Below are 25,827 nucleotides of genomic sequence, written 5' to 3'. Positions count from 1 at the left end.
GCGGCTACCTGGGCGACTTGGGAACGTCGATCCGGTCCACGTCCGGCGCGTACCCCGATCCGCTGTCGAAGCTGATCGTGTTGGCACCGGCCTTCAGGGTCACCGGAACGCTCACCGTCGAAACCGTCCCCCAGTCCCCGGTCGAGGGGAACTTGTGGCTGGTCCCGGACCCGGAGCCGGCCGCCACCGTGGCCGACCGGGAGTCGCCGCTGACGTAGGCGACCTTCACCAGGTAGGTGCCCGCCTTGGCGACGACCACGTCGTTGAAGGTGAGCTTGCCGCCCTGGTACAGGTTGCCGACCTTCTTCTGCCCGGAGCAGGCGTCGCAGCCGGCCACGGAGGCGTTGCCGCTCAGCGTGTTGCCGCTCGCCTCCGCCTCGTAGCCGGTGAAGGCGAGCGCGCCGCCCTTCGGGGTCACGGTGAACAGCCGGGAGCCGTGCGCGGGCAGCGCCTCGGTGATCTTGCTGGTGTAGGAGCCGAGGTTCTCGCGGTTCCACACGTCCCGCACCGACGCCTTGCCGGTGAAGCCGAGCGACGTCCAGTCGGCGGTGACCGCCGCGGGCGAGTCGGCGAGGTTGAAGAGGGCCACCGTGTAGGTGCCGTCGGCGTTCTTCGCGGCCCACACCTGCTGCGGGTCGGACGGGGTGACGGGCCGGGCCGGCGGGTTCGTGCTCTGGTCGATCGCGATGACGTCGCGGTTGGTCAGCAGCGAGACGCCGTAGTCGTCGAGCTTGGTGAGGTCGTCACCGGTGAACAGCGGCGACTTGGCGATGGCCCACAGGGTGGCGTAGCTCTGCCGTTCGGCCTTGGTGAGGCCGTCCATCGCGCCGTTGCCGACGTCGAGGGAGTCGAGGTCGTTCCAGCCGCCGGGGCCCGCCTTGCCGGTCCAGGCCGGGGTGTCGTCCCAGCGGTCGTCGACGGAGTTCTCCCAGCTGACCAGGGTGTTGCAGTAGCACTCGACGTCGGTGTCGATGCGCCAGCCGTTGGTGTACTGCTGCCAGTCGGCGGCGTGCCCGTAGTCCAGGGACCAGGAGGCCTCCAGGTGGATCGGGCGGCCGGTGGCGGCGATCGCCTGGTGCCAGGCGGCCACGTCGGCGACGTTGTCGTACTGGTCGCCGCTCTTGCCGGAGCCGGGGCCGACGCCGTCGAGCTTGAGGAAGTCGTAGCCCCAGCCGGCGATCAACTGGGCCTGGGAGTCTATGTACTTCTGCGCGCAGGGCTTACTGAAGTCGATCTTGTACGAGCTGTCCCAGCCGTTGGTGGTGCGCAGGTCGTCGTAGACGATGTCGGCGGTGGTGCAGCCCGCGGCGTTCCAGACGGGCGTCTTGCCGTCGCCGTAGGCGCCCTTCTCCAGACCGGCCGGGAGGTAGATGCCGGCCTTGAGGCCCTTGGCGTGGATGTGGTCGGCTACGGCCTTCATCCCGCTGGGGAAGCGGGCCGCGTCGGCCTTCTGGCGGCCGTACTGGTCGTATCCCTGCTTCCAGTTCCAGTCCATCCACCAGCCGGCGTCGATGTTGACGTGGTCGTAGCCGTACTTCTTGAGCTTGCCCGCCAGGGCGTCGGTCTGCTTGAGGACGTTCGCCTCGGTGAGGTAGCTGTAGTCGCCCTTGTCGTTGAGACCGGGGTACTTGGACGACTGCATGCTCCAACTCGACCAGCCCATGTAGGGCTTGGCGGCGATCGGCGGTGTGGTCCGGTCGGGGGTCTGGGCCTGGGCGGCCGGCACGGATGCCGCGAAGGCGGCGGTGAGTGCCAGCACCAGGACCGCTCTCGGCCCGCGTGCGGGCAGGACGGAGTACGAAGGTGACCGCATGGGCCCTCCTGGGTTCGGGGTCTCGGGCGGCTCAGCCCTTGCCCGTTGGGGTGGGAGACGAGGTGATGAAGGACTGGATCGCGGTGGCCGCGGCCCCGCGCGCCCACTCCTCGAAGGGGAGCGGGCGGGTCTGTACGTCGCACTGCGCGGCGGAGCCGAAGGCGGCCGCGGCGAACGAGTCGAGGATCTGCTCGGCGAAGAGGTCGTAGGCGGCGAGGCCCTCGCCGGAGATGATCACGCGTTCGGGTCCGAAGAGGTTGGCCACGGTGGCGATGCCCCGGCCGATGGCCTCGCCGGCGCTCGCGTACACCTCCCGCGCTCCAAGGACCCCTTCGTGGGCGAGGGCCACCGCCTGGGCGGCGTCGGTCACCTGGCGGCCGGTCACCTCACGCATGCGGGTGACGATGGCGGCGTCCCCGGCGATCGCCTCCACGCAGCCCCGGTTGCCGCAGTGGCACAGGGGTCCGGCCGGGTCGATGGCCACGTGCCCGATCTCCCCCGCCACGCCGTGCGCGCCCGCGACCAGCCGGCCGTGGATCACCAGCCCGCAGCCGATGCCGGCGCCGACGGTGACCACGGCGAAGTCGGAGAGCCCGACACCGGCGCCGAACCACTGCTCGGCGACGGTCAGGGCACGGACGTCGTTGTCGACGACGACCGGCAGACCCGTCGTCATGGCGGCGAGTTCGGCGAGGGCCACGTCGCGCCAGTCGAGGAAGGGCGAGTAGCGCACGGTCCCCTGGGCGCGGTCCACGTCGCCGGAGACGGCGATGCCGAGGCCGAGCACCGGCGCGCCGAAGTCCTCGGCCTCGGCGCGCAGTTCGTGGGTCAGGTCGGCGACGGAGGTCAGGACGGCCTTGGCGCCCCGGTCGGTGACCGGCAGCCTGCGGGCCAGCCGGATCCGGCAGCACAGGTCGGTGAGGACCGCGATGACCTCGTCGCCGGTCACCTTGACCCCGATGAACAGCGCCCGCCCGCCGTCGACCCGCACCAGGTTGGCGGGGCGGCCGAGGGCCGGCCGGGCGTCGCCGTCGGCGTCCTCCGCGAGGTATCCGGCCGCGAGCAGCGGCCGGACGGCCTTGGTCACGGCCGCCGCCGACAGGCCGGCCCGGCGGGCCGCCTCCAGCCGGGTGAGCGGGCCGTGGGACAGGACCGTGGTGAAGATCTGCGAGGCGGCCGGCGTGTGGGCCGGGAACGTCTCGGCTCGGGAGGTGGAGCGCATGGCCGGGAACTTAGGTGGCTTATTTTCCGCTGTCAATAAAAGAAACAGGAATCACCTGAAGGTTGACTGTGAGCCTGCCGTGGCCTTCAAATGGCGGGTGGCGTGGGGGCGTTGACCCCGCGTTCCGGCAGCGGTCCGGACGTCGTGCGCCCGGTGAACTCGATCCGGGTGCCCGGCCCCCCGGCGGGGCACCCGGATCGGCGGCGGGGCGTGCCCGTCAGTGGCGTGCCGCCGTCGTGTCGGCCTCGGTGACGTTGACCGCCGCCCAGGCCCGGTCGACCGTGCGGTACTCGACGCCGCTCGCGCCGTACAGGTCCTTGGCGGCCTGGAGCGTCGCGGTCCGCGCGTCGTGGAAGTCGGTCGAGGAGACCATGTAGCGGGTCAGGGCGCGGTAGAAGATCGCCGTGGCCTTCGTGCGGCCGATGCCCTTGACGGTGGAGCCGTCGTAGGTCGGCGAGTCGTAGGTGGTGGCGCCGATCTTCTTGCGGCCGCTGCCCTCGGCGAGCAGGTAGTAGGCGTGCGAGGAGACTCCGGAGCCGGCGTGCACCTCGGCGTCCGCCACCTGGGGCGACCAGTAGTCGACGGTGCCTTCGAGGCGGTCCAGGGAGGGGTGGTCGAGGCGGCGCAGGAACTTCTGCGCCAGGCCGAGCTTCTCGCCGAGCAGGTAGTTCGGCGGGTTCTTCGGGTTGTTCGCGGAGAACTCGACGTTCGAGCCGAAGATGTCGGCCAGCGACTCGTTGAGGGCGCCGGGCTCGCCGTACTGGTTGCCGTCGGCGTCGACGCGGGTCGGTTCGAGCTTGGCGGTCGCGTCCACCACGCCGTGGGTCAGCTCGTGGCCGGTGACGTCGAGGACGACCAGCGGCTTCTTGATCTCCTGGCCGTCGCCGTCGCCGTACAGCATGCAGCCGCAGTCGGAGTCCCAGAAGGCGTTGCCGACCTTCTTGCCCCAGTGGACCATGGCGCGGGCGGGCTTGGAGTTGCCGGCTATGCCCTTGCGGCCGAAGGTCTTCTTGTAGAAGTCCAGGGTCTGGGTGATGCCGTACTGGGCGTCGGCGGCGGCGCTGCCCCGGCTGCTGGTGGCGCCGTTGCCCCAGCTGTCGTTGGTGCTGGTGAACTTGGTGCCCTGGGCGAAGCTCTCGGTCTCCTTGCCCTTGGCGTCCCGGGTCTCGGTGCCGTACCGGGTCGGGTCCTTGAGCAGGAAGCTCTTGCGGGCGGTCTGCGTGGTGGTGAGCGGGACCTTGCCGACGAAGAGCGACCTGCCGAAGCCGTGCGCGGTCGCCGGGTAGCGGGCGGCGGCGGAGACGGACGCCCCGGTGAGGGCCTGGGCGGCGATGCCGGTGGCCGGGTCGAGGGTCTCGCCACGCCGGTGCAGGGCCTGCAGCACCTTGGGCGAGAGGAACTCGTCGTTGTCCGGAGTGTTGCTCCGTACGGCTCCGGTGGTGGCGTCCACGACGACCGTCCGGGAGCCGTCCGCGCCGTCGACCGACACCTGGTAGGCGAGGGCGGCGGCGCCGTCGCGGGCGTCCACCACGAGTGCGGCGGTGCCGGCCTCGCCGTCGGCGGCGGTGGCGGCCTTCAGCTCGGCCTGGCGGGCCGTCAGCTTCGCCTCGGTGGTCGCGGGCCGGACGGTGCGGTCGGCCGCCCGGGTGACACCGGTGTAGGCCAACCGGCTCGAAAGATGGACGACGAGATCGCCGCCGAGCACCGGCATGCCGCGGTGGGTGCGGACGAAGCGGACGTGCCGCGCCCCTTCGGGGTCGATCATCACGTCCTGTGCCCGGAGTTCGTCGCCGGTGCCGACACCGGTCGCCGACGCGTGGGCGAAGGCCGCGGTCCGTGCCGCGGTCACCACCTGGGCGGCCGTCGTCGCGGCGGCCGCGGCCTGCTGCTCCACCCCCGTGGCGGGAGCGGCGAAGGCCGTACCGGCCAGGCCCGAGGCGGCCGTCGTCACGGCGACGGCGATCGCCACGCTGCGTATGTGCGCGCTACGCACTGATCAGGGTTCCTCACGTTCGAAGCCGGCCGGGATCCCTCACCGGCCGCCTTGCGGTACGGCGCCGTGGAGGCGCCAAAGGGGCTGGTCGGGCCCCGGCCGCAACCCTTCCGGACCAGTCATGTCCATGTAAAGCGCACTTCATCGCTTTTCTTGCTTTTCGTGGCAATACTTTGCGAACCGGCGCCGCACGGTGATCACGGGGTGACCAACTGTGCGTCGACCGGGGAGATGTGACGGGATGCGAGCGGGTTCCCCGAACCGTGTGTGACCCATCTCGCATCGAAGACGGACAGAGAGGAGCGGGGTCCGGATGGTCTCGGCGAAGGTGAGCAGCAGCGCGGTGCTCGCGGCGGTGGCGCTGTCGCTGCTCGCGGTACCGGCCCAGGCGGCGCCCACGGAGGCGGGAGCGGAGACCCGGACGGCCGCCGCGGCCCTGCCGGCGCCCGACACCGCGGGCATGGCCGCGGTGCTGGACTCGGTGGTGGCCAAGGGCGCGCCCGGCGCGCTGGCGCGGATCGACGACGGCACGAGGGTCTACCGGACGACGCACGGCGTCGCCGACCGGAGCACCGGGCGGGCCATCACCACCGGCGACCGGTTCCGGGTCGGCAGCGTCACCAAGACGTTCTCGGCGGTGGTCCTGCTGCAACTGGCGGACGAGGGCAGGCTCGCCCTGGACGCGCCGGTCAACCGCTACCTGCCGGGGCTGCTGCCCGACGACCGCATCACCGTGCGGCACGTACTCGGCCACCGCAGCGGCCTGTACGACTACACCGACGACATGTTCGCCAACAGCGTGTCCGGCTTCGAATCGGTGCGGAACAAGGTCTTCACCTACCGCCAGTTGGTGGACCTGTCCCTCCAGAAGCCGCGCACCAACGCGCCGGGCGCCGCCTACTCGTACTCGAACACCAACTTCGTGGTCGCCGGGATGCTGATCGAGAAGATCACCGGGCACGGCGTGCGGGCCGAGTACGAGGACCGGATCTTCAAGCCGCTGGGCCTGCGCGACACCTTCTACCTCCACCCCGACACGAAGATCCCCGGGCAGCACGCCCACGGCTACCTCACCGCGGACGAGGCGGGTGCCCGGCCGGTCGACGCGACGGACCAGACGGTGTCCTGGGCACAGAGCGCGGGCGCGATCATCTCCACCGCCCGGGACCTGGACACCTTCTACTCGGCGCTGCTCCGGGGCCGGCTGACGTCGGCGTCCGGCCTCGCGGAGATGGAGCGCTTCACCCGGGTCAACGCCACCACCTCCTACGGCCTGGGACTGCGCCGCCGCGAGCTGTCCTGCGGCATCTCGGTGTACGGCCACACGGGCGCCGTACAGGGCTACTACACGTACGCGTTCACCACCGCAGACGGCAGGCGCAGCCTGACCGCGCTGGCCAACGCCTCCAACAACTCGGCCGTGCTCAACACGCTGGCGGAGACCCTGGAACCGGCGTTCTGCGGCAAGCGGACGGCGCCGGCGGCCGCGCGCACCGGGACCTCGGTCGAGCGGGAGGACATCGCGCCGGCCGCGCCGCGCGAGCAGTAGCCGCGCGTCCCGCCGCCGCGGCAGCGGCGGGGCCGTCCGCCACGGGCGCCGGACCGCAACCGGCCCGTCTCGACGGTCAGCGGGGGGACGGCACGGCGCCTCGCTCGGCGGGGCGCGCGGGGTCGCCCCTCCCGTCGTGCCGTGGGAACCCCGCGCGCGGGCCGGACGTTCTACCGGCGACTTCCCCGCCGGGCGCCCCGTCCGGCCCCTGATCCCGCGGAGGCGGCGCGATGAGCGAGCTGGTCCCCGGGGGCAATCTCCCCCTTCCGGACGGCGCGCTGACGCTCCGGGTGCCCGGTCCCTTCGACGTCTCCGCGCTGATCACCGGCGAGAGCGGCAGGGTCGGCACCGACGCCGACTTCGTCTTCTACAACCAGCCGGACGCGCCCGGCGTCCGGCTGCGCGGCGACACGCTGACCGTCGAGACGGCCCGGCTGCGGTCCGGCGCCCAGCGCGTGACCCTGACGGTCACCGGCGCCGAGCCGGGCACCCCGCTCGGCCGGCTGCCCGCGGCCACGCTGCACGTCACCGACCGGCTCGGCCGGACCGTGGCCCGCTTCGCCCCGCCGCGCCCGCAGACGGAGACCCTGCTGCTGCTCGCCGAGATCTACCGCCGGGGCACGGGCTGGAAGCTGCGCGCGGTCGGACAGGGCTACGCCGACGGACTGGCGGGCCTGGCCCGGGACTTCGGCGTGGACGTCGTCGAGGAGCAGCGGCCCGCCCCGGCCCCGCGGCCCGCGATCCCCGCCCAGCGCACCGCCGGCGTCCCTCCCCGGCCGCCGGTGGCCGCACCCGCCGCTCCGGACGGCCTGCTGGAGCTGGTCAACTCCGCCCGCGGCCGCGCCGGGCGGCCGCCGGTGGCCGCGGACCACCGGCTCGCCTCCGCCGCCCGCGCCCACGCCGTCGCGATGGCCGACGCGGGTCGCCTGGCCGGCGAGGGTCCCGACGGCGTCTCGCTGCACCAGCGGATCGACCGCACCGGATTCGCCTACGTCACCGTCGGCGAGCACCTCGTCTCCGGCCCGCGGACCCCGGCCGAGTTCGTCGACTACTGCCTGCGCACGGACAGCGCCCGCCGCACCCTGCTCGACCCGGCCTTCACGCACGCGGGCCTCGCCCACGTCCGGGGCCCGCGGGACGGGGACACCTACTGGACCGCGGTGTGGGCCAGACCCCTCACCCCGACCGAACTGGCCCGTACCCGCACCGAGGTCGTGGACCTCACCAACCGCGAACGCACCCGCGCCGGGCTGCGGCCGCTCGCGGTCGATCCCCACCTGGCCACGGCCGCGCAGGACTACAGCACCGACATGGCGGTCCGCGACTTCTACGCGCACACCTCGCCCGAGGGGACCCAGCCCTGGGACCGGGCGGCGGCCGCGGGCTCGCGGCGGCGCACCATCGGCGAGAACATCGCGTGCGGGCAGCGCTCGGCGGCCGAGGTGGTGGACGGCTGGATGAACAGTCCGGGCCACCGGGCCAACATCCTCAAACCGGACTTCACCCACATAGGCACCGGCTTCGCGGGCGGCGGCCGGGCCGGCACGTACTGGACCCAGTTGTTCGGTGCCTGAACCGACACGTTCCGTGATCTTGGCGGAACGGGTCCGTCCGGGCCACCATGCCCGGCATGAAGGGTGATCTCTTTTCCAGTCAGCACGTGGTGGAGCCGGCCGTCGAGCCGGGCATGACGATCGAGAACGCGAAGTGCGTCCGGTATGCCGTGAACGGCGAGATGTACGCCCGCCAGGGCGCCATGATCGCGCACCGCGGCACGTTGAGGTTCGAGCGCAAGGGCCAGGGCGTGGGCGGCATGCTCAAGCGCGCGGTCACCGGCGAGGGGCTGCCCCTGATGTCCGTACAGGGCCAGGGCGAGGCGTGGTTCGCGCACGAGGCGCAGAACTGCTTCATCGTCGAGGTCGAGTCCGGCGACCAGTTCACGGTCAACGGCCGCAACGTACTGTGCTTCGACGCGTCGCTGTCGTACGAGATAAAGACCGTGAAGGGCTCCGGCATCGCCGGCGGCGGCCTGTTCAACAGCGTGTTCACCGGTCACGGCAGGCTCGGGCTGGTCTGTGACGGCAACCCGCTGGTCATCCCGGTCTCGCCGCAGGCTCCGGTGTACGTCGACACGGACGCGGTGGTGGGCTGGACGGCCCGGCTGCAGACCTCGCTGCACCGCTCGCAGTCCATCGGCTCGATGCTGCGCGGCGGTTCGGGCGAAGCGGTCCAGCTGATGCTCCAGGGCGAGGGGTACGTGGTGGTGCGGCCGAGCGAGGTGACTCCGCAGAAGGCCCAGCAGCACTGACGTCCTCGCGTGGTGATCCGCGCCACGCAGGCAACCCCGGCGGCCGTGCCGACGTCTTGATTCACATCAGCGAAGCCCTGGCCCTCGCGGCCAGGGCATAAATCGGGCGCACTATGTACTCTATGTATACATGATGTGTATACATAGAGTGCATAGTCGCCTCGCGTAGAGAGGCACCCATGTACGGCAAGGCATTCGCCCCGGAGTACCAGGGCGCGTTGACCTCCCTGTCCGTGAACTCGTCCCTGGTCGACGTGCTGGCCGAGGGCATCGAGCGGCTGCGGGAGGCCGAGCGGTCCGGCCGGCTCGACGAGGTGGCCCGCTGCGGGCTGGCCGTCGCGGAGGCGCACCGGCGCCTCGGCCAGGTGACGGACGCCGACCGGGCCTGGAAGGCGAGTTACCGTGCCGCCCGCGGGGCCCGGGACACGGCGGCCATGGCGTGGGCGCTGTGGAGCGGCGGCACCCTGGCCCGGCAGCGCGGCGCGTTCCCGCTGGCCAGGCGGCTGCTGGGGCTGGCCGCCGACCTCGGCGAGCGGGGCGGGGACGTCGTCGTGCGCGGCTACTCGCTGGCCGGGCTCGCCGAGACCGGCCGTATCCAGGGCGACTACGCGGCCGTGGGGCGGCTGCACGAGCAACTGCTCGCCGAGGCACGGCGGCGCGGCGAGGCACGGCACACCGTGTGGGCGCTGGAGGGCATCGCGCAGATGCACCGCAACACCGGGGCCTACGACCGGGCGTACGCGCTCTTCGAGGAGGCGGCGGCGATAGCGGCCGGGGCGGAGGACCGGCGCGGGCACGCCTGGGCGCTGCGCGGCCTCGCGGACATCGTGTCGGTACGGGACGGCGACAGCGAACGGGCGCTCGCGCTGCTCTCCGAGGCGGAGCTGTCCTGCCGGGCGATGGACCTGTCCGGCGCGCTGGCCTACAACCACAAGATGCGCGGCAACGTCCTCTACCGCGCCGGGCGTTACGCCGAGGCGCGGGAGCTGTACGAGCTGGCGCTCACGGAGTTCCGCGCGATGAGCGAGCCGCGCGGCGAGGCGCTGGCGCGGCTCGGGCTGGCCAAGTCGCTGGCCCGGCTGGGCCGGGACCGCACCGAGACGGCGGCCGAACTCGCCGACCTCGCGGGCCTGCTGGAGCGGGCCGGGCTGCGGCACGCCCGGGAGATGGTGGCCCGCGCCCAGGCCGAGTTCGGCGTCGTGGCGGAGGCCGTCCGATGACCGCGCCCGCACCCGTCACCGCTCCCCCGCACGTCCTCGTGCGGTGCCGGGAGCTGGTGCGGCCCGCGCTGGCCGCGGCGGTGGCACGGCTGCATCCCTGGGTCGGCGAGATGGCCGGGTACGCGTTCGGCTGGTGCGAGGTCGGCGGCGCCCCCGCCGCCGGTCCGGGCGGCAAGGGCGTCCGGCAGGCGCTGGCGGTGCTCGGCGCCGAGACGGCGGGCGCGCCCGCCGAAAACGGGGTACCGGCGGCGGTCGCGGTGGAACTGGTGCACGCCTTCTCCCTGATGCACGACGACATCATGGACGGCGACGCCACCCGGCGCCGCCGGCCGGCCGTCTGGCAGGCGTACGGCACCGGTCCTGCCGTGCTGGCCGGCGACGCCCTCTTCGCGCTCGCGGTCGAGACCCTGGCCGCCGCGCCCGGCGGCCCCGGCGCCGTGCGGCTGCTGTCCGCCGCGCTCGCCGAGCTGGTGCACGGCCAGGCCGACGACCTGCTGTTCGCGGCGCGGCCCTGGACCGGCGTGTCCGCGCGGGAGTACCGGACGACGGCCGAGCGGAAGACGGGCGCGCTGCTGGGATGCGCCGTCGCGCTGGGCGCCGCGCTCGGCGGTGCGCCGGAGGCCACGGTGGGCACGCTGGACCTGGCCGGACGCCATCTCGGTGTGGCCTTCCAGCTGGTCGACGACGTACTCGGGATCTGGGGCGACCCGGCCGTCACCGGCAAGCCCGTGCACGGCGATCTGCGGGAGCGCAAGAAGACGTACCCGGTGCTCGCCGCGCTAGGTTCGCCCGCGGCGCCCCGGCTCGCCCGGCTGCTCGACGAACCGGGCCGGGCCGCCGAGGCGGCCGCGCTGATCGACGAGGCCGGCGGGCGGGCCGCCGCGCTCGCCGAGGCCCGCCGGCACACCGCCCGCGCCGAGGCGCTGTTCGCCGGGGTGCCGACGGTCCCGGCCGAGCTGCGCGTGCTGCTGGACTTCCTGGTCCGCCGCGACCTCTGAACCGTGTTGACCTGCGCCGGGTCCTCGGGTCAGGGTGCGGGGGGCGCGGTCTCCACCCCCGCGCCGGAAGGGTGAACCGCCTTGATCGGCATCTCGGACATCGAAGCCGCGGCACAGCGCATCGCCGGGCACGTCGTACGCACGCCCACCGTCCCGAGTCCGGGGCTGACGGAACTGCTCGGCGCCCCGGTCACCGTCAAGCTCGAACTCCTGCAGCGGACGGGTTCGTTCAAGGCGCGCGGTGCCACCGCGAAACTGCTCTCGCTCACCGAGGCGGAACGGGCCGCGGGTGTGGTGGCGGTCAGCGGCGGCAACCACGGCATCGCCCTCGCGGTGATGGCCGCGGCGCTCGACGTGAAGGCCACCGTGGTGATGCCGCGCACGGCGCCCGCGCGGTCGATCGCGCTGGTGGAGGCGGCGGGGGCGTCAGTACGGCTGACCGACGGGATGGGCTCGGCGTTCGAGCTGGTGACGCGGCTGCGGGACGAGGGCCTGACCCTGGTCCACCCCTTCGACGACCCGGTGGTGATCGCCGCCCAGGGCACGGTGGGCCTGGAGTTCGCCGAGGACGCGGACGAACTCACCGACGTGCTCGTGAGCATCGGCGGCGGCGGGCTGATCGCCGGGGTCGCGGCGGCGCTGCGCGCCCGGCGTCCGCACGTCCGGGTGTGGGGGGTGGAGACGGAGGGTTCAGAGACGCTGTCCGCGGCGCTCGCCGCGGGCGGCCCGCTGCCGGTCGCGGTGTCGTCGATCGTCACGACGCTCAGCGCGCCGTCCGCGTCCCGACTGACCTACGACCATGTGGCGGCGCTGGTGGAGGACGTCCTGGTGGTCCCGGACGGGGAGGCCGTGCGCGGCAGCCTGGAACTCGCCGAGCACGCCAAGGTGTGGGCCGAGCCCGCCGCCGGCTGTCTGCTGCCCGCCGCCAGGAAGGTCGTCGAGCGGGTCGGCGACGGGGCCCGGCTCGGCCTGGTGGTGTGCGGGGGCAATGTGACCCATCGCGAGATCGCCGAGTGGAGCGAGCGCTTCGGGCTGCGCTGAACGCCGGACCGCAGCCGGGCCTCTACCGTCGGTTACCCGCAGGTCGAAGCCCGGCGATCGGTTGTCTTCCCCAAGTCGGCCGCAGGAGGCGCCGTTTGAATAAAAGGCAAGAAGGGGCTTCGAGTTGCAGATTCATTGAACACACCCGGGCGGGTCCCGCGTACCTCTGGTCAAGACGAGGCAGGGGTTCCAGCGAGGGATGACGATGGTCAAGGCGCATGTCTCCGCACAGCAGTCGGTCGCCGGCAGGTACCGGCTCCTCGAGGTCGCGGGCCGCGAGCCGAACCGCGTCAGCTGGTACGCGCAGGACGTGCGGGCCGGACGTCCGCGTCTGGTGACCCAGACCGTGCTTCCCGGCGCCCTCACCGACGACGTGGTGCGCCGGACCACCTCCCGCGTGCTGCGCACCTCCGAGGTCATGGGCGCGCTGCGGCCCGGCCGGGTCGCCATGGTGATCGACGCCTTCGAGGAGGCGGGCGCGCTCTGGACGGTCACCGAGCCGGTCGACGGCACGCCGCTCGGTGAACTGCTGCTCCGGCAGAGTCCGCTGGACTTCACCCGGGCCGCCCGGATCACCCTGGAGGTGCTCGACGTGCTGGACGGCGCGCACGGCGAGGGCTACACGCACGGCGAACTCAGCCCCGGCCAGATCTTCGTCCGCGACCGAGGACCGGTCGTGCTCACCGGGTTCGGCCTGGCCGGCGCGACGCTCGCGCCCCGGGTCACCGCGCCCTCGTACGCCTCGCCGGAGCAGGCCAGGGACGAGCGGATCGGACCGGCGGCCGATCTGTGGGCGCTCGGCGCGATCCTGTACACGATGCTGGAGGGACGGCCGCCGTTCCGGGACCGCGGCCGGGCGGACGCCACGCTGAAGGGCGTGGACCGGCTGCCGCTGCGGACGCCGCTGCGGGCCGGGCCGCTGACGCAGGTCGTCCAGGGGCTGCTGCGCAAGAACTCCCGTGAACGGCTGAGCCGTTCCGTGCTCCGGCAGGCGCTGACCCGGGTGCTGGACGACGAAGCCGACGCGTTCGGCCCGCCCGTCCCCGCGCCCCGGCCGCGCGGTGCGTTCGGGGCGGTGCGGGCCTCCGGGTGGAGCAGGACCACGATGATCGGCGGGACCGCGCTGGCCGTGGTGACCGTGTCGGTCGCGGTGCTGGCCGCCACCCAGGGACTCCCGGGCGTCGGCTCCTCGGCCGGGCCGGCCGCGCGGGCCACCTCGGCGGCGCCGGACCCGGGCGACCGCACGGACCGCAACGCGCCCACCGCGCCGCCCTCCTCGGCCTCCCCGCCCTCCGCCACGCGGTCCGTCCCGCCGTCGAGAACCGCCCCGCCCCCGGCTTCGCCGGCCCCGGGCGGCGTCCTCCCCGCCGGATTCCGCCGCTACACCGCCCCGGAGGGGTTCTCCGTGGCGCTCCCGGACGACTGGAAGCGCATCGGCACCGCCCGGGACGACGACGCCTACCGGGTCACCTTCGGACCGGGCGGCGACGACCCGCGGACGCTGGCGGTCACCTACAGCACGAAGGCGGGCCCGGACCCGGTCGCGATCTGGCGGGACGACGTGGAGCCGGGACTGGAGCGGCAGGAGGGCTACCGGCGGATCGGCTCGATCAGGGCCACCTCCTACCAGGGACACCCCGCGGCCGACATGGAGTGGCTGACCGGCGCGGGCGCCGGGCGCGTGCGGACCTTCGGCCGCGGCTTCCTGCTCGGCGGCGGCCGCAGCTTCTCGCTGCGGGTCACGGCCCTCGCGGCCGCCTGGGACGACGCCGCGAACGCCCTGGCGAGGAAGACGTTCCTCGCCACGTTTGCGCCGATATAGGCTGCCCGTCGGTATCCACGCCGTCCGGCAGCCCGAAGGAGCGTCCTCCGTGACCCTGGCGATCGACCCGACCGAGACGTCCAGTGCGTCCCCGGCCCCCCTGTCCGACCTGGTGGCGCGGGACGCCCGGGAGTTCGGGGCGTACGTGCGCACCGGCGGCTGGACGTTCGGGCTGATGGTGGCCCGCAGCGTGCGGCCGGGAGGACAGGGCGCGGACGGGACGCCGAAGGTCTCGGCGAAGGAGTTCGCCGAGCTGGCCGGCTGCTCCCCGGAGCGGGTGATGCGCTACTACAAGGCGTGGGACAGGGCCGCCGACGACGGTGTGGTCCCGCACTTCGAGGCGCTCGCCCCGGGCCAGGAGGTGGAACTCCCGGACTCCGACCTCTGGCTGGACTACTACGTCTCCCGCAACGGCGCGACGTCCGAGCGCGGCACCGCCATCAGCCAGGCCGCCGAGGCCGAGGGCATCCGGCCCACCAAGGCCCTCGAAGTCGCCGAGAACCCGACCGCGTTGCGGGCCGCGATCCTCGCCGACCCCTCCACCGCCCGCGCCGCCCGCTCGGCCCTCCTGGACCGCATCAAGGAGGACCCGGACCTGCAGACGGTGCTCGCCCGTGACGTGGTCCGCACCGCCGACCTCAAGAAGGCGGTCGCCACCGAGAGCCGTTCGGCCGACCGCATCGGGTACGTCCGCCAGATCGCCGAGTCGGGCCAGATCAGGACCCCCGCCGGGCAGACCGTCGACGCCCCCGTCCCCCTGCGCCAGGAGGCCGAGCGCCATCTGTCGCTCCTCGACGAGCTGGACGAGGACGAGGACACCGGCGAGTGGGCGACCGAGGCCTACGACACCATGAAGAACCTGGTGGTCGAGACGGTCGAGGCGGACCCGGAACTCCGCGTCCAGGAGAAGCGCACCCGGTTCTACAGCAGCCTCCAGAAGGCGACCAAGGCGTTCGAGGAGCTGACCTTCGACGACGCCCAGGACTTCTACGAGGACGACATGGTGCAGCGCCTGGAGGAACTCCAGCAGGCCATCGGTTCCTGCCTGGCCGCGCTGCGCGGCGGCAACGGCGAATCCGCGGCGGATTCCGCCGTGGATTGAGCGTTTTCCGTGCGAGAGGGGTACTAGAGGGCACCAAGCCCGATCGTTCTCGGAGGCCTCTCGCGTGAACCCCATCGTGCACAGGACCCTGGTGGTGCAGCTCCGCGCCGACGGGACGGCCCGCTGTCCCGTCCTCGCCCACCTGTCCTACGACCCCGAGGACCCGTTCGCCGTCACCGCGATGTTCACCCTGGACGGCCGGGTGCTCGCCCGGTGGCGGCTGGACCGCGAGATGCTGAACGAGTCCCTGAGAGGACCGGTCGGGGTCGGGGATGTGCGGCTGCGTCCGGTGCGGCAGGGACGCTGGAGGGAAGTGCGGATGGATTTCCTCGGCGATCCGCTGCCCGGCGGCGAACGCCACCACGCGGTGGTGTTCGCCTGGGCACCCGCGCTGGCCTCGTTCCTGAGCGACACCTACATGGCCGTGCCGCCGGGGCGCGAGGAGGTCCGGATGGACGACGTACTCGCGGAGATCCTCGCCACCGGCTGAGTAGGCGTACTCATGCCCGCCCGCGGGCACCGCGGCCACGATGGGGCTCCCACGACGAGGAGACCGCCATGACCGCAGCACACCCCGCACCGCGCCCCGTCCCGCACCGTGTGCCACGCCGGGTCCCGCCCGCTCTGCTCGCCGGTGCGGTGGTGGCCGGCACGGCCGTGTCGGCGTGGGGCGCCCGGGACCGCACGACGTGGCTCCTGGAGACCGTGTGGGTGCTGGTGGGCCTGCCGCTGGTGGTGCTGACCTGGCGGCGCTTCCCGCTGACGGGGCTGCTCGCCGGGCTGCTCACCGCGCACGCCCTGGTGCTGGCCGTCGGCGGCCACTACACCTACGCCGAGGTGCCGGCGGGCGACTGGGTGCGGGACACCTTCGGCCTGGACCGCAACCCGTACGACCGCTTCGGCCACCTCATGCAGGGTTTCGTCCCGGCGGTCCTGGTCCGTGAACTGCTCAGCCGTACCTCACCGCTGCGCGGCAGCCGCTGGCTCGCCCCGCTGACGGTGTGCGCGTGCCTCGCCTTCAGCGCCTGCTTCGAGCTGCTGGAGTGGCTGGCCGCCGAGATCGGCGGCCACGGCGCGGACGCCTTCCTGGCCACCCAGGGCGATGTCTGGGACACCCAGTGGGACATGTTCTGCGCGCTGATCGGGGCGACGGTGTCGGTGCTGCTGCTCAGCCGGCTGCACGACCGGCAGCTGCGTGCGCTGGAGGCGGCTCACGGGGCGGTGTGACGGCGCCGGGACCACAGCGGCAGGCCGTACCAGCACACCAGGTACCAGACGACGACCCCCGCGACGACCCAGGTCACCGGGCTGCCGCCGGTGGCGACGCGGAGGATCAGCACCAGCGCGGAGGCCATCGTGGCCAGCAGCAGGAACAGGCCGATCTGGGTCAGCCCGGAGGCCAGCCGGACCGCCTGCGGCTTCACCTTGCGGCCGGAGACCAGCCGGTGCAGGGAGACCGGGCCGATGAGGGCGCCGGTGGCCGCGGCGCCCAGCACGACGGTGACGACGTAGATCGTGTGGTCCGTGTCGGACAGGTCCGCGTACTTCTGCTGGAAGACCACGGTGAGCAGGAAGCCGAAGAGGATCTGCACCCCGGTCTGGGCGACGCGCACCTCCTGGATGAGGTCGCCCCACATCCGGTCGGCGCGCTCCTCGTCGCTCTCGTCGCGCCCCTGCCGCCGCGCCTGGTCGGTCATGGAGAGCGTGTAACCCCCGGGCTCGTCGTTCAAACGGCCCCGGACGGGAGCCCGCCCCCTGGCGGCGCTCCCGTCCCCGCGGGCGCTACCAGCGGTTCTCTACCTGCTCCTTGATGCGGCGGTCGTACAGGTCGCGGATGGCGGCGACCGTCTCCGCGGGCAGCTCCGGGAGCCTGGCGGCGGCCGCGTTGCCGCGGGCCTGCTCGGCGTTGCGGGCGCCCGGGATCACGGTGGTGACACCCGGCTGCTCGATGATCCAGCGCAGGGCGAGCTGGGCCGGGGTGTATCCCTCGGGGGCGAGCGCGGCGAACTCGGCGGCGGCCTCGACACCCGTCGCCCAGTCCACGCCGGAGAAGGTCTCGCCCTGGTCGAAGGCCTCGCCGTGCCGGTTGTAGGTGCGGTGGTCGTCGGCCGCGAAGACGGTGTCCTTGGTGTACTTGCCGGACAGCAGGCCGGAGGCGAGCGGCACCCGCGCGATGATGCCGACGCCGGCCTCCTGGGCGGCCGGGAGCACCTCGCGCAGCGGCTTCATCCGGAACGGGTTGAGGATGATCTGGACGCTGGCCACGCCCGGACGGGCGATGGCGGTAAGCGCCTCCGCGCAGGTCTCGACGCTGACGCCGTAGGCGGCGATGCGCTCCTCCTCGACGAGGGTGTCGAGGGCGTCGAACACCTCGCCGGAGGAGTAGACCGGGGTGGGCGGGCAGTGCAGCTGCACCAGGTCCAGGCGGTCCACGCCGAGGTTGCGGCGGGACCGGTCGTTCCACGCGCGGAAGTTGTCCAGGACGTAGTTCTCCGGGATCTGGTCAACCCGGCGGCCCATCTTGGTGGCCACCATCACGTGCAGGTCGGGCCTGCCGCTCAGGAAGGCGGCGACGGTCTGCTCGCTGCGCCCGTCGCCGTAGACGTCGGCGGTGTCGAAGAAGGTCACCCCCGACTCGGCCGCGGCCTCCAGCACGGCCAGGGCCTCCTTGTCGTCCACCTCGCCCCAGTCGGCGCCCAGCTGCCATGTGCCGAGCCCGACGACCGACGCCCACTGCTGCGACCTGCCGATTACACGTTCGTCCATGGCGTCAGTCTGTCACCCGCCGCCGACAACGGTGTCAGGGGTGTCCCCGGGCCGGGGCCGGGCGGTGCCCGGCCCCGCCGCCGCGTGGCGGCCGGGATCCGGGTCAGGGTGTCAACTGGGCCTGGACGCAGGGACCGTAGCGGTCGGCGAGGTCGTCCACGGCGGAGTCCCGCAGCCGCGGGCCGCGGGCGATGCCGTACATCACGCCCAGGCCGATGAGCTGGGCGACGGCGAGTTCGGCGCGCAGCGGGGCGTCGGGGCCGGCGAGCCGGGCGGCCACGCGGTCGACGACCTGGGCGCGGAAATTGGCGCGCAGCACGTCCCCGTGGTCGCCGTGCAGCGGGGCGAAGACGATCCGCAGCAGCGGGTCGGCACCCCGGTCGCGCTGCCCCTCCAGGACGTGCCGGACCATGTGCCGGCCGAGGTCGTCCAGGGGTGCGTCCAGCAGGGCGGCGGCGTCGGTGTCGAAGGACATCACGCGGGCGAACAGGCCGTCCTTGTTGCCGAAGTACTTCAGGATCAGCGGTGCGCTGACCCCGGCGCGTTCGGCGACGTCCTTGAGGGTGATGTCGGCGTGCGCGTGCCGGGCGAGGAGGTGGCGGGCGGCCTTCAGGATCGCCGCCCTGGTGGCCTCCGCGTCCCGGCGGGCGGGCGCGTGGGCGGCGCCGGGCTCGGCGTCGGGTCGGGTGTTCACGGCACTCATGCTCCCTCCAGCGCGTCGTCGCGGGCGCCCCGGGTGCCGCCGCGGGCCCGCGGGACGTCGTCCGTGGCCTTGTCGCCGGGTATGGACAGGGCGGCCGCGGCGGCGACGAGCGCGATGACACCGGCCATCGTGAAGGACAGCAGGTAGCCGTGGAGCGTGGGCACCTGGGCGCCGCCGACGAGGCTGGTGTGGTGGGTGAGGATGGCGGCCACGGCGGCGCTGGAGGCGGCCTGGCCGATGGTGCGCATGAGGACGTTCACGCCGTTGGCGGAGGCGGTCTGGCTCGCCGGCACGGCCCGCAGGATCAGCGTGGGCAGCGCCGAGTAGGCCAGGGTGGTGCCGGTGGCGACGACGGTGGCGCCCAGGATGATCAGCCACAGGTCCCGGCTGTCGGCGATGCGCACCACGTATCCGCAGGCGATGACCCCGGCGCCGAGGGCGAGGGTGATGCGCGGGCCGCGGGTGGCGGAGATGCGGGCGGAGAGCGGCGAGAACAGCAGCATGGTCACACCGCCCGGGAGCAGGCACAGGCCGGTGGCGACGATGGACAGGCCCAGGCCGTAGCCGGTGGCCTTCGGTGCCTGCACGAGCTGGGCGGTGACCAGGGAGTTGGCGTAGAAGGCGAAGCCGGTGAGCAGGGCGGCGACGTGGGACAGGCCGACCCGGGGCCGGGTCACCAGGTGCAGGTCGACCAGCGGCTGCTCGGTGCGCAGCTGCTGCCACCACCACAGGGCCAGGACGAGGACGGCGGCGGCGAACAGGCCGAGCACCCGCGGGCTGCCCCAGCCCCACTGGCCGCCCTGGGAGACGCCGAGCAGCAGGCAGGTCAGCCCGACGGCCAGCCCGAGCGCGCCGAGGACGTCGAACCGGCCGGGCGCGCGCACCGGTGACTCGCGGACCGCCCACCACACGCCCGCCACGCCCACCGCTCCGAGGAGGCTGGTCAGCCAGAACATGGTGTGCCAGTCGTAGTACTGCACCACCAGCGCGGCCAGCGGCAGGCCCAGCGCGGCGCCGATGCCGACGGTGGAGCTCATCAGCGCCACCGCCGATCCGCGCCGCTCGGGCGGCAGTTCGTCGCGCAGGATGCTGATCGACAGCGGTACGACGGAGGCGGCGGCGCCCTGCAGGGCGCGGGCGACGATGAGCACCGTGATGTCGGACGACAGGGCGCACATCACGGAGCCCACGGTCATCAGCGCGAGGGCCCCGGTGAGCACCCGGCGCTTGCCGTACATGTCACCGGCCCGGCCGAGCACCGGGGTCAGCACGGCCCCGGCGAGCAGGGTCGCGGTGACCATCCAGGAGACGGCTCCGGCCGAGGAGTGGGTGAGCCGGGGCAGGTCCGGGAGGAGGGGGACGACGACCGTCTGCATGACGGCCATCAGGATCCCGCCGAAGGCCAGGACCGGGATGGTCAGCCGCTGCCGCAGCGCGGGCGGTGCGGCGGGCGAGCCCGAGGGGCCGGCTGTCGGGGCGGGGTGGTCCATCGGCGCTCCTGCGTGCGGCACAGATATGAAGGTGAATACCAATTCACCCTATCGAGTGAATGACCTTTCACCAACTCGTGCCGACACAAAGGGCGCCTACGGCCGGGTGTGCAGGGCGCGCGCCGCGCGCGGCCCGAGCCACCTCTTGAGCCGGCGCAACACCTCCAGCCGCCCGGCCGCCTTGTCGATGCCGTAGTAGAGCTGCGGCGGCACGTACGGCAGCAGGGGCGAGTGGCGCTGGCCGAGCAGGGCGAACATGCGGTGCGCGGGCAGGTCGATGTAGCGGGGCAGGTTCTCGTACCACTGGGCGCTGAGACGGGCCGCGCTCTGGGCGGAGACCAGTTCGGCCCGCCGCTGCCGCTCGTAGGCGGCGAGGGCCCGCGGTACGGCGCCGTGCTCGCGCAGGGCGTCGGCGAGGCACATCGCGTCCTCCAGGGCGAGGGTGGTGCCGGCGCCGATGGAGTAGTGGGTGGTGTGGGCGGCGTCGCCGAGCAGGACGAGGTTGCCGTGGTGCCAGGTGCGGTTGGTGAGGGTGCGGAAGGTGGGCCAGGCGGTGGCCGAGGATCCGCCGATCAGCGGGCTGCCGTCCAGGATGTCGGCGAACAGCTTCTCCAGCAGGGCCAGTTGACCGGCCTCGGGCAGGGTGTCGAGGCCGAGGCCGGTGAGGGTCGCGGGGGCGCACTCGATGACGCAGGTGCTGTGCCCGTCGTCGTACGGGTAGCCGTAGCACCAGACCCAGCCGTGCTCGGTCTCGGCGAAGGCGAACGTGAAGGAGTCGAAGACCTTGGTGGTGCCGAGCCAGACGTAGTGGTTGCGGCCCTCGCTGACCTCTGCTCCGAGGTCGGCGGCGTGCCGGGTGCGCAGGGCGCTGTGGATGCCGTCGGCGGCGACCACCAGGTCGGCCTCGGGGAGGTCGTCGGGCGTGATCTCGCTCTCGAACTCCAGCCGGACGCCGAGCGACCGGGCGCGGTCGGCGAGGATGGCGAGGAGGCGGTGGCGGCCGATGCCGTGGCCCGGGTCGCCGGGCTGCCGGGTGACCTGGTCGCGGACATGGGCGACCCCCTGGTGCCAGCGCACCGAGCCTTCCTCGACGGCGCGCGCCGTCTCCGGGTCGTAGGTGTGCAGCCGGTCCATCAGGGCCCGCCAGTAGGTGACGCCCCAACCGTAGGTCGAGCCCTCCGGGTTGCGTTCGTGGACGGTGATGTCGTGGGACGGATCCTGCCGCTTGAGCAGGATCGCTAGGTACAGACCCGCGGGCCCGCCTCCGACGCAGACGACCTTCACACGCACCCCTGGATGTCACCGAAAGTGGTCGATTGGCCTCGCAGGGTAGCAGCGCGAACGGGCTCGGCCGGGTTTTCGAATCGCGCCAGATTGACGGCGTGAGCCACGCCACCCGGACGGCGGGGCCGCGCGAAAGATCGCCGGAAACACCCCCGCTCCGGCAAGGAATTCCCCGTTCCGGTACCGGCCGGCCCGTGACCACAGCAAGATCATCTTGATTCAATCTTGTATGACATGTAGTCAATTGTCCCGATCGCAGCCAACCCGATCCGGGCGATTTCTCCCGCCGGGAAACCGGCGGATAGGCATACGGAGTCATCACCCGCACCCAGCACAGGAGCATCCGTATGCCCGCACTGACCCGCCGCCGCGCACTCACCGCCGCGGCCGCCCTCGCCGCCGCGGCCGGCGCCACCACCCTCACGGCCGCCGGCGCCTCGGCCGCCGCTCACCCGCGGGAGGGAGCGCTCGAACCCTTCGACGAGGTCTACAAGGGCCGCCGGATACAGGGCCGTCCGTCGAGCACGGACGACATGGGCGGGACGGGAGGCCACGGAGGCATGGCGGGCATGGGCGGTCACCACCACGGCCACGGCACCGGATACGCGGTCTTCGTGGACGGCGTGGAGCTGCACGTCATGCGCAACGCGGACGGCAGCTGGATCAGCGTGGTCAGCCACTACCAGCCGGTGCGCACCCCGCGGGCCGCCGCCCGCGCCGCGGTGGACGAACTGCAGGGCGCCCCGCTGCTGCCGTTCCCCTCCAACTGACCGCCCCCGCACCCGATTCCGGAGCTCCGAAGATCATGACCGTACGCAAGAACCAGGCCGCCCTGTCCACCGACGAGAAGCGGCGGTTCGTCGCCGCCGTCATCGCGCTGAAGCGCAGCGGGCGTTACGACGACTTCGTGCGCACGCACAACGCCTTCATCATGTCCGACACCGACGACGCTGAGCGCACCGGCCACCGTTCGCCGTCGTTCCTGCCCTGGCACCGCAGATTCCTGCTCGACTTCGAGCGGGCGCTCCAGTCGGTGGACTCCACGGTGGCGCTCCCCTACTGGGACTGGAGCACCGACCGCACCGTCCGTGCCGCGCTGTGGGCACCGGACTTCCTCGGCGGCACCGGGCGCGCCTCCGACGGGCGGGTCATGGACGGGCCGTTCGCCGCGGCGGCCGGCAACTGGCCGCTCGACGTCCGGGTGGACGGCCGCACGTTCCTGCGCAGGTCGCTCGGGACCGGGGTGCGCGACCTGCCCACCCGGGCCGAGGTCGATTCGGTGCTCGCCATGGCGACGTACGACATGGCGCCCTGGAACAGCGCCTCGGACGGCTTCCGGAACCATCTGGAGGGCTGGCGCGGGGTCAACCTGCACAACCGGGTCCACGTGTGGGTCGGCGGTCAGATGGCCACCGGGGTCTCCCCCAACGACCCGGTGTTCTGGCTGCACCACGCCTTCATCGACAAGCTGTGGGCCGAGTGGCAGCGCCGGCATCCGCAGGCGGCCTACCTGCCGGGCGGCGGCACACCGGACGTCGTCGACCTGAACGAGACGATGAAGCCGTGGAACGACGTGCGGCCGGCCGACCTGCTCGACCACACGCGGTTCTACACGTTCGACGCCTGACGGCACTCCGGGTGGCCCCAGCTCTGTCCGTTCTTCGCGATCGGCTCGCCCGCCGCGTAGGAGCGGCCGCAGGGGCAGCGGCCGGGGAACTTGGCCTTGATGGTGCGCGACGCGCCACCGCCGGCGGCGCTCTTGCGGGGCGCCGCCTTGCGGCGCGGCGCCCCGGCGGGGGCGGCGGAGACCGGCGACGGCGGCGGCACCGGGGACCCCAGGTCGCTGCCCGCGGCCTCCTGGACCGTCGCCGCCTGACTGGCCGCGCGGTCGGCGAAGTCGTTCAGCGGGTCGCCGTCCACCTGGTGGGCGGGGACGTACCGGAAGTCGACCGAACGCCCGTCGAGGAGTTCGTCGATGCGTACGACCAGGTCCTGGTTGGCGACCGGCTTGCCCGCCGAGGTCTTCCAGCCGTTGCGCTTCCAGCCGGGCAGCCAGATGGTGACCGCCTTCATCGCGTACTGCGAGTCCATCCGCACTTCCAGCGGCACGTCCGGGTCGACGGCCGCCAGCAGCCGCTCCAGCGCGGTCAGTTCAGCCACGTTGTTGGTGGCCTTGCCGAGCGGGCCGGCCTCCCAGCGAGCCGGAGTCGCCGCGTCGTCGGACACCACCCAGGCCCAGCCGGCCGGTCCCGGGTTTCCCTTAGAAGCCCCGTCGCACGCGGCCACCACTCGTTCACGCATGGCCCCGATCATGCCACGGCCGGGCCGGACGCCCGGCCGCGGTCCGGGGTCCGCGCCGGTCAGACGTCCTTGACCGAGGGCTGCTCGCCCTCGGTGGTGGTGACGTCGATCACGGAGAAGTGGGCGCCCTGCGGGTCGGTGAGCGCCGCGAACCTGCCGAAGGGGCTGCTCATCGGGCCGAAGCGCAGCACCGCGCCCTGCCCGACGGCCTTGGCGACCGCCTGGTCGCAGTCGGCGACGGTGAAGTAGACGTTGATGTACGAGGGCACCTCGGGCGGGAAGTCGTCGGTCATCGCCATCCGGCCGAGGACCGTGTTCCCGCCCACGTCGAACATCCGGAAGTCGACGTGGTCGTCCTCGACCTGCCGGGCCGTGTAGGAGAAGAGCGCGGTGAAGAAGGCGTCGGCCTTCTCCGGCTCGCGGGTGAAGACCTCGGCCCAGCAGTAGGCGCCGGGCACCGCCGTGGCCTCGAAGCCCTCGTGGACGCCGCCCTGCCAGATGCCGAACACCGCGCCGCTGGGCTCACGCGCCAGGCACATCGTGCCGAAGTCACCGACCCGCATCGGCTCCATCAGCACCTCGCCGCCGCCGTCCCGGATCCGCTCGGCGAGGGCCGCCGCGTCCGGCGAGGCGAAGTACAGACACCACTGCGACTGGCCCTCCTGACCGGGCATGGGCGGGACGACGGCGGCCACGGCCCTGCCGTCCGCGTAGGCCTGGGTGTAGTTGCCGTACTCCGACGAGGACTCGCCGAACGTCCAGCCGAGGACCTCGCCGTAGAAGTCCTTGGCGCCCTCCAGGTCGCTGAACATCGCGTCGGCCCAGCAGGGGGTTCCTTCAGGTTGTACCGCCATGGCCGCGGCCCTTCCGATCGCACGGATTCTCCCGTTTCCTCACGCTAGCCATCCGCCCGACCGCCCGCGCGCCGAACACCGGACTCCGGCGGACACTGGGAAGGACGACCGGGCGGCTTCGGCGGACGGGACGCGACATGGCGGACGTGATGCGGGCGTGGACGGTGACGCGGCCCGGACCGGTGGAGGAGGATCCGCTCCGCCTCACCGAGCGCCCGGTGCCGGTGGCCGGAGCCGGCGAGCTGCTGGTCAGGGTGGCCGCCTGCGGGGTGTGCCGGACCGATCTGCACGTCACCGAGGGCGACCTGCCGGTGCACAGGACCGGGGTGACGCCGGGGCACGAGGTGGTCGGCGTGGTCACGGGCATGGGCGCCGGGGTGGCGGACTTCTCGGCGGGCGACCGGGTCGGGGTGGCGTGGCTGCGGCGCACCGACGGGACGTGCGCCTACTGCCGGCGCGGCGCCGAGAACCTCTGCCCCCGCTCCGAGTACACCGGCTGGGACGCGGACGGCGGCTACGCGGAGTACACGACGGTCCCGGCGGACTTCGCCTACCGGCTGCCCGGAGCCGTCGACGACGTGGCCCTGGCACCGCTGCTGTGCGCCGGGATCATCGGCTACCGCGCGCTGCGCAGGTCCGCGCCGCCGCCCGGTGCCCGCATCGGCCTGTACGGCTTCGGCGGCAGCGCGCACCTCTGCGCGCAGGTGGCGCTCGCGGAGGGCGCGACCGTGCACGTGCTGACGAGGGGTGCCGAGGCCCGGCGGCTGGCCCTGGAGCTGGGCGCGGCCTCGGCCCGGGACGTCACCGAGGCGCCGCCCGAACCGCTGGACAGCGCCGTCCTGTTCGCCCCGGTCGGCGATCTGGTGCCGGTCGCGCTGCGCGCGCTGGACCGGGGCGGCGTGCTGGCGGTGGCGGGCATCCACCTCAGCGACGTACCGCCGCTGAACTACGAGCGGGAGCTGTTCTACGAGCGGGAGCTGCGCAGTGTCACCTCCAACACCCGTGCCGACGGCCGGGAGTTCCTGGCGCTCGCGGAGCGCCACCAGGTGCGCGCGACCACGCACGTCTACCCGCTGTCCGAGGCTCCGCGAGCCGTGCGGGACCTGAAGGCCGGACGCTTCGACGGTGCCGCGGTGCTGGTCAACGATCTTTCCTGAGTCCAATCCACCCCGGACCCGGGCACCGGAGCGGATCACCGGCGCGCGATCAAGGAACGCGACCTTTTCCGCCCCGGACACCGGGTTTGCGCAACTAAGGCGCGCACCCGCCCCTTTCACGCCGTACCCCTAGATCACCACGGCTGTTTGGCTGGTCCCTGCGCAGCGCCACCTCGCACACCACCGACCCTCCGGGTCACCTCT

The 25,827-nt window shown here is 73.1% G+C and carries 23 protein-coding genes; 13 read left to right on the top strand and 10 right to left on the bottom strand.

Annotated elements, in window-relative coordinates:
* Positions 1-4: 4 nt before the first annotated feature.
* From ACIQOE_RS23080 to ACIQOE_RS23070, 3 genes are all read right to left on the bottom strand, one after another.
* Entirely contained in the window at positions 5-1,813 is a 1,809-nt protein-coding gene (locus ACIQOE_RS23080) for an alpha-galactosidase D (protein ID WP_401413354.1), read from the bottom strand.
* Between the two features lie 31 nt (positions 1,814-1,844).
* Positions 1,845-3,035 (bottom strand): ROK family transcriptional regulator, encoded by a 1,191-nt coding sequence (locus tag ACIQOE_RS23075; RefSeq protein WP_351324282.1) that lies wholly within the window; start codon positions 3,033-3,035, stop codon positions 1,845-1,847.
* A 217-nt stretch (positions 3,036-3,252) separates the two neighbouring features.
* Positions 3,253-5,028, bottom strand: coding sequence for a M4 family metallopeptidase (locus ACIQOE_RS23070; RefSeq protein WP_401413351.1), 1,776 nt, complete (start codon positions 5,026-5,028; stop codon positions 3,253-3,255).
* 313 nt (positions 5,029-5,341) lie between these two features.
* Here ACIQOE_RS23070 and ACIQOE_RS23065 point away from each other — a divergent pair, with 313 nt between their 5' ends.
* The 10 genes from ACIQOE_RS23065 (at position 5,342) to ACIQOE_RS23020 (ending at position 16,295) form a co-directional block, all read left to right on the top strand.
* Positions 5,342-6,577 carry a serine hydrolase domain-containing protein gene (locus tag ACIQOE_RS23065; RefSeq protein WP_401413349.1) on the top strand — a complete coding sequence of 412 codons (1,236 nt, stop codon included), beginning with the start codon at positions 5,342-5,344 and terminating at the stop codon, positions 6,575-6,577.
* 230 nt (positions 6,578-6,807) lie between these two features.
* Positions 6,808-8,151: a CAP domain-containing protein gene (locus ACIQOE_RS23060; RefSeq protein ID WP_401413347.1), complete on the top strand. Its 1,344-nt coding sequence runs from the start codon at positions 6,808-6,810 to the stop codon at positions 8,149-8,151.
* A 56-nt stretch (positions 8,152-8,207) separates the two neighbouring features.
* Complete coding sequence (locus tag ACIQOE_RS23055; RefSeq protein WP_351324276.1) at positions 8,208-8,885, top strand: AIM24 family protein; 678 nt, start codon at positions 8,208-8,210, stop codon at positions 8,883-8,885.
* 179 nt (positions 8,886-9,064) lie between these two features.
* Positions 9,065-10,105, top strand: coding sequence for a tetratricopeptide repeat protein (locus ACIQOE_RS23050; protein ID WP_401413345.1), 1,041 nt, complete (start codon positions 9,065-9,067; stop codon positions 10,103-10,105).
* A complete protein-coding gene (locus ACIQOE_RS23045; protein WP_401413343.1) occupies positions 10,102-11,103 on the top strand; it encodes a polyprenyl synthetase family protein in 1,002 nt (333 codons plus the stop codon). The genes ACIQOE_RS23050 and ACIQOE_RS23045 overlap by 4 nt, the downstream gene beginning before the upstream one ends.
* An 81-nt stretch (positions 11,104-11,184) precedes the next feature.
* The gene (locus ACIQOE_RS23040; protein WP_365560138.1) at positions 11,185-12,144 is read left to right on the top strand and encodes a threonine/serine dehydratase; all 960 of its coding nucleotides are present in this window, start codon (positions 11,185-11,187) and stop codon (positions 12,142-12,144) included.
* Positions 12,145-12,343: 199 nt separating this feature from the next.
* Positions 12,344-13,966: a serine/threonine-protein kinase gene (locus tag ACIQOE_RS23035; RefSeq protein WP_365560136.1), complete on the top strand. Its 1,623-nt coding sequence runs from the start codon at positions 12,344-12,346 to the stop codon at positions 13,964-13,966.
* Between the two features lie 49 nt (positions 13,967-14,015).
* Complete coding sequence (locus ACIQOE_RS23030; RefSeq protein WP_401413340.1) at positions 14,016-15,068, top strand: hypothetical protein; 1,053 nt, start codon at positions 14,016-14,018, stop codon at positions 15,066-15,068.
* Positions 15,069-15,132: 64 nt separating this feature from the next.
* The gene (locus ACIQOE_RS23025) at positions 15,133-15,558 is read left to right on the top strand and encodes an SsgA family sporulation/cell division regulator (protein ID WP_351324265.1); all 426 of its coding nucleotides are present in this window, start codon (positions 15,133-15,135) and stop codon (positions 15,556-15,558) included.
* A gap of 68 nt (positions 15,559-15,626) precedes the next feature.
* The gene (locus ACIQOE_RS23020; protein ID WP_351324263.1) at positions 15,627-16,295 is read left to right on the top strand and encodes a DUF2238 domain-containing protein; all 669 of its coding nucleotides are present in this window, start codon (positions 15,627-15,629) and stop codon (positions 16,293-16,295) included.
* On the opposite strand, the gene ACIQOE_RS23015 is transcribed toward ACIQOE_RS23020, so the two are convergent.
* The 5 genes from ACIQOE_RS23015 to ACIQOE_RS22995 all read right to left on the bottom strand — a co-directional run bounded on the left by ACIQOE_RS23015 (position 16,280) and on the right by ACIQOE_RS22995 (position 21,317).
* Positions 16,280-16,765 carry a DUF6328 family protein gene (locus ACIQOE_RS23015; RefSeq protein WP_365560128.1) on the bottom strand — a complete coding sequence of 162 codons (486 nt, stop codon included), beginning with the start codon at positions 16,763-16,765 and terminating at the stop codon, positions 16,280-16,282. The two genes, ACIQOE_RS23020 and ACIQOE_RS23015, sit on opposite strands and share 16 nt — an antisense overlap.
* Before the next feature lie 85 nt (positions 16,766-16,850).
* The gene (locus ACIQOE_RS23010) at positions 16,851-17,834 is read right to left on the bottom strand and encodes an aldo/keto reductase (RefSeq protein ID WP_351324259.1); all 984 of its coding nucleotides are present in this window, start codon (positions 17,832-17,834) and stop codon (positions 16,851-16,853) included.
* Between the two features lie 103 nt (positions 17,835-17,937).
* Positions 17,938-18,537, bottom strand: a complete 600-nt coding sequence (locus tag ACIQOE_RS23005; RefSeq protein ID WP_351324258.1) for a TetR family transcriptional regulator — start codon at positions 18,535-18,537, stop codon at positions 17,938-17,940.
* Complete coding sequence (locus tag ACIQOE_RS23000) at positions 18,534-20,027, bottom strand: MFS transporter (protein ID WP_365575944.1); 1,494 nt, start codon at positions 20,025-20,027, stop codon at positions 18,534-18,536. The genes ACIQOE_RS23005 and ACIQOE_RS23000 overlap by 4 nt, the downstream gene beginning before the upstream one ends.
* Positions 20,028-20,123: 96 nt before the next feature.
* On the bottom strand, positions 20,124-21,317 hold the full coding sequence (locus ACIQOE_RS22995) for an FAD-dependent monooxygenase (RefSeq protein WP_401413336.1): 1,194 nt from the start codon (positions 21,315-21,317) through the stop codon (positions 20,124-20,126).
* Between the two features lie 341 nt (positions 21,318-21,658).
* Between ACIQOE_RS22995 and ACIQOE_RS22990 the strand changes: the two genes are divergently transcribed.
* Positions 21,659-22,081 carry a tyrosinase cofactor gene (locus tag ACIQOE_RS22990; protein ID WP_401413335.1) on the top strand — a complete coding sequence of 141 codons (423 nt, stop codon included), beginning with the start codon at positions 21,659-21,661 and terminating at the stop codon, positions 22,079-22,081.
* A 35-nt stretch (positions 22,082-22,116) separates the two neighbouring features.
* On the top strand, positions 22,117-22,938 hold the full coding sequence (locus ACIQOE_RS22985; protein ID WP_401413333.1) for a tyrosinase family protein: 822 nt from the start codon (positions 22,117-22,119) through the stop codon (positions 22,936-22,938).
* Here the strand turns inward: ACIQOE_RS22985 and ACIQOE_RS22980 are convergent.
* Both ACIQOE_RS22980 and ACIQOE_RS22975 read right to left on the bottom strand, forming a co-directional pair.
* Positions 22,920-23,624: a ribonuclease H gene (locus tag ACIQOE_RS22980; protein ID WP_401413331.1), complete on the bottom strand. Its 705-nt coding sequence runs from the start codon at positions 23,622-23,624 to the stop codon at positions 22,920-22,922. The genes ACIQOE_RS22985 and ACIQOE_RS22980 overlap by 19 nt on opposite strands.
* A 47-nt stretch (positions 23,625-23,671) precedes the next feature.
* The gene (locus tag ACIQOE_RS22975; RefSeq protein ID WP_351324247.1) at positions 23,672-24,466 is read right to left on the bottom strand and encodes a VOC family protein; all 795 of its coding nucleotides are present in this window, start codon (positions 24,464-24,466) and stop codon (positions 23,672-23,674) included.
* A 149-nt stretch (positions 24,467-24,615) separates the two neighbouring features.
* On the opposite strand from ACIQOE_RS22975, the gene ACIQOE_RS22970 reads away from it, so the two are divergent.
* A complete protein-coding gene (locus ACIQOE_RS22970) occupies positions 24,616-25,623 on the top strand; it encodes a zinc-binding alcohol dehydrogenase family protein (RefSeq protein ID WP_401413414.1) in 1,008 nt (335 codons plus the stop codon).
* Positions 25,624-25,827: the final 204 nt, after the last annotated feature.

Source organism: Streptomyces sp. NPDC091282 (genome assembly GCF_044757385.1).
GTDB lineage: Bacteria > Actinomycetota > Actinomycetes > Streptomycetales > Streptomycetaceae > Streptomyces > Streptomyces gramineus.
This window is presented reverse-complemented; position numbering and strand designations above follow the sequence as displayed.

Coding starts and splice junctions, on each gene's coding strand:
- ACIQOE_RS23080 (WP_401413354.1), bottom strand. CDS start 1,813: ATGCGGTCACCTTCGTACTCCGTCCTGCCCGCACGCGGGCCGAGAGCG.
- ACIQOE_RS23075 (WP_351324282.1), bottom strand. CDS start 3,035: ATGCGCTCCACCTCCCGAGCCGAGACGTTCCCGGCCCACACGCCGGCC.
- ACIQOE_RS23065 (WP_401413349.1), top strand. CDS start 5,342: ATGGTCTCGGCGAAGGTGAGCAGCAGCGCGGTGCTCGCGGCGGTGGCG.
- ACIQOE_RS23060 (WP_401413347.1), top strand. CDS start 6,808: ATGAGCGAGCTGGTCCCCGGGGGCAATCTCCCCCTTCCGGACGGCGCG.
- ACIQOE_RS23055 (WP_351324276.1), top strand. CDS start 8,208: ATGAAGGGTGATCTCTTTTCCAGTCAGCACGTGGTGGAGCCGGCCGTC.
- ACIQOE_RS23050 (WP_401413345.1), top strand. CDS start 9,065: ATGTACGGCAAGGCATTCGCCCCGGAGTACCAGGGCGCGTTGACCTCC.
- ACIQOE_RS23045 (WP_401413343.1), top strand. CDS start 10,102: ATGACCGCGCCCGCACCCGTCACCGCTCCCCCGCACGTCCTCGTGCGG.
- ACIQOE_RS23035 (WP_365560136.1), top strand. CDS start 12,344: ATGACGATGGTCAAGGCGCATGTCTCCGCACAGCAGTCGGTCGCCGGC.
- ACIQOE_RS23020 (WP_351324263.1), top strand. CDS start 15,627: ATGACCGCAGCACACCCCGCACCGCGCCCCGTCCCGCACCGTGTGCCA.
- ACIQOE_RS23015 (WP_365560128.1), bottom strand. CDS start 16,765: ATGACCGACCAGGCGCGGCGGCAGGGGCGCGACGAGAGCGACGAGGAG.
- ACIQOE_RS23010 (WP_351324259.1), bottom strand. CDS start 17,834: ATGGACGAACGTGTAATCGGCAGGTCGCAGCAGTGGGCGTCGGTCGTC.
- ACIQOE_RS23005 (WP_351324258.1), bottom strand. CDS start 18,537: ATGAGTGCCGTGAACACCCGACCCGACGCCGAGCCCGGCGCCGCCCAC.
- ACIQOE_RS23000 (WP_365575944.1), bottom strand. CDS start 20,027: ATGGACCACCCCGCCCCGACAGCCGGCCCCTCGGGCTCGCCCGCCGCA.
- ACIQOE_RS22990 (WP_401413335.1), top strand. CDS start 21,659: ATGCCCGCACTGACCCGCCGCCGCGCACTCACCGCCGCGGCCGCCCTC.
- ACIQOE_RS22985 (WP_401413333.1), top strand. CDS start 22,117: ATGACCGTACGCAAGAACCAGGCCGCCCTGTCCACCGACGAGAAGCGG.
- ACIQOE_RS22980 (WP_401413331.1), bottom strand. CDS start 23,624: ATGATCGGGGCCATGCGTGAACGAGTGGTGGCCGCGTGCGACGGGGCT.
- ACIQOE_RS22975 (WP_351324247.1), bottom strand. CDS start 24,466: ATGGCGGTACAACCTGAAGGAACCCCCTGCTGGGCCGACGCGATGTTC.
- ACIQOE_RS22970 (WP_401413414.1), top strand. CDS start 24,616: ATGCGGGCGTGGACGGTGACGCGGCCCGGACCGGTGGAGGAGGATCCG.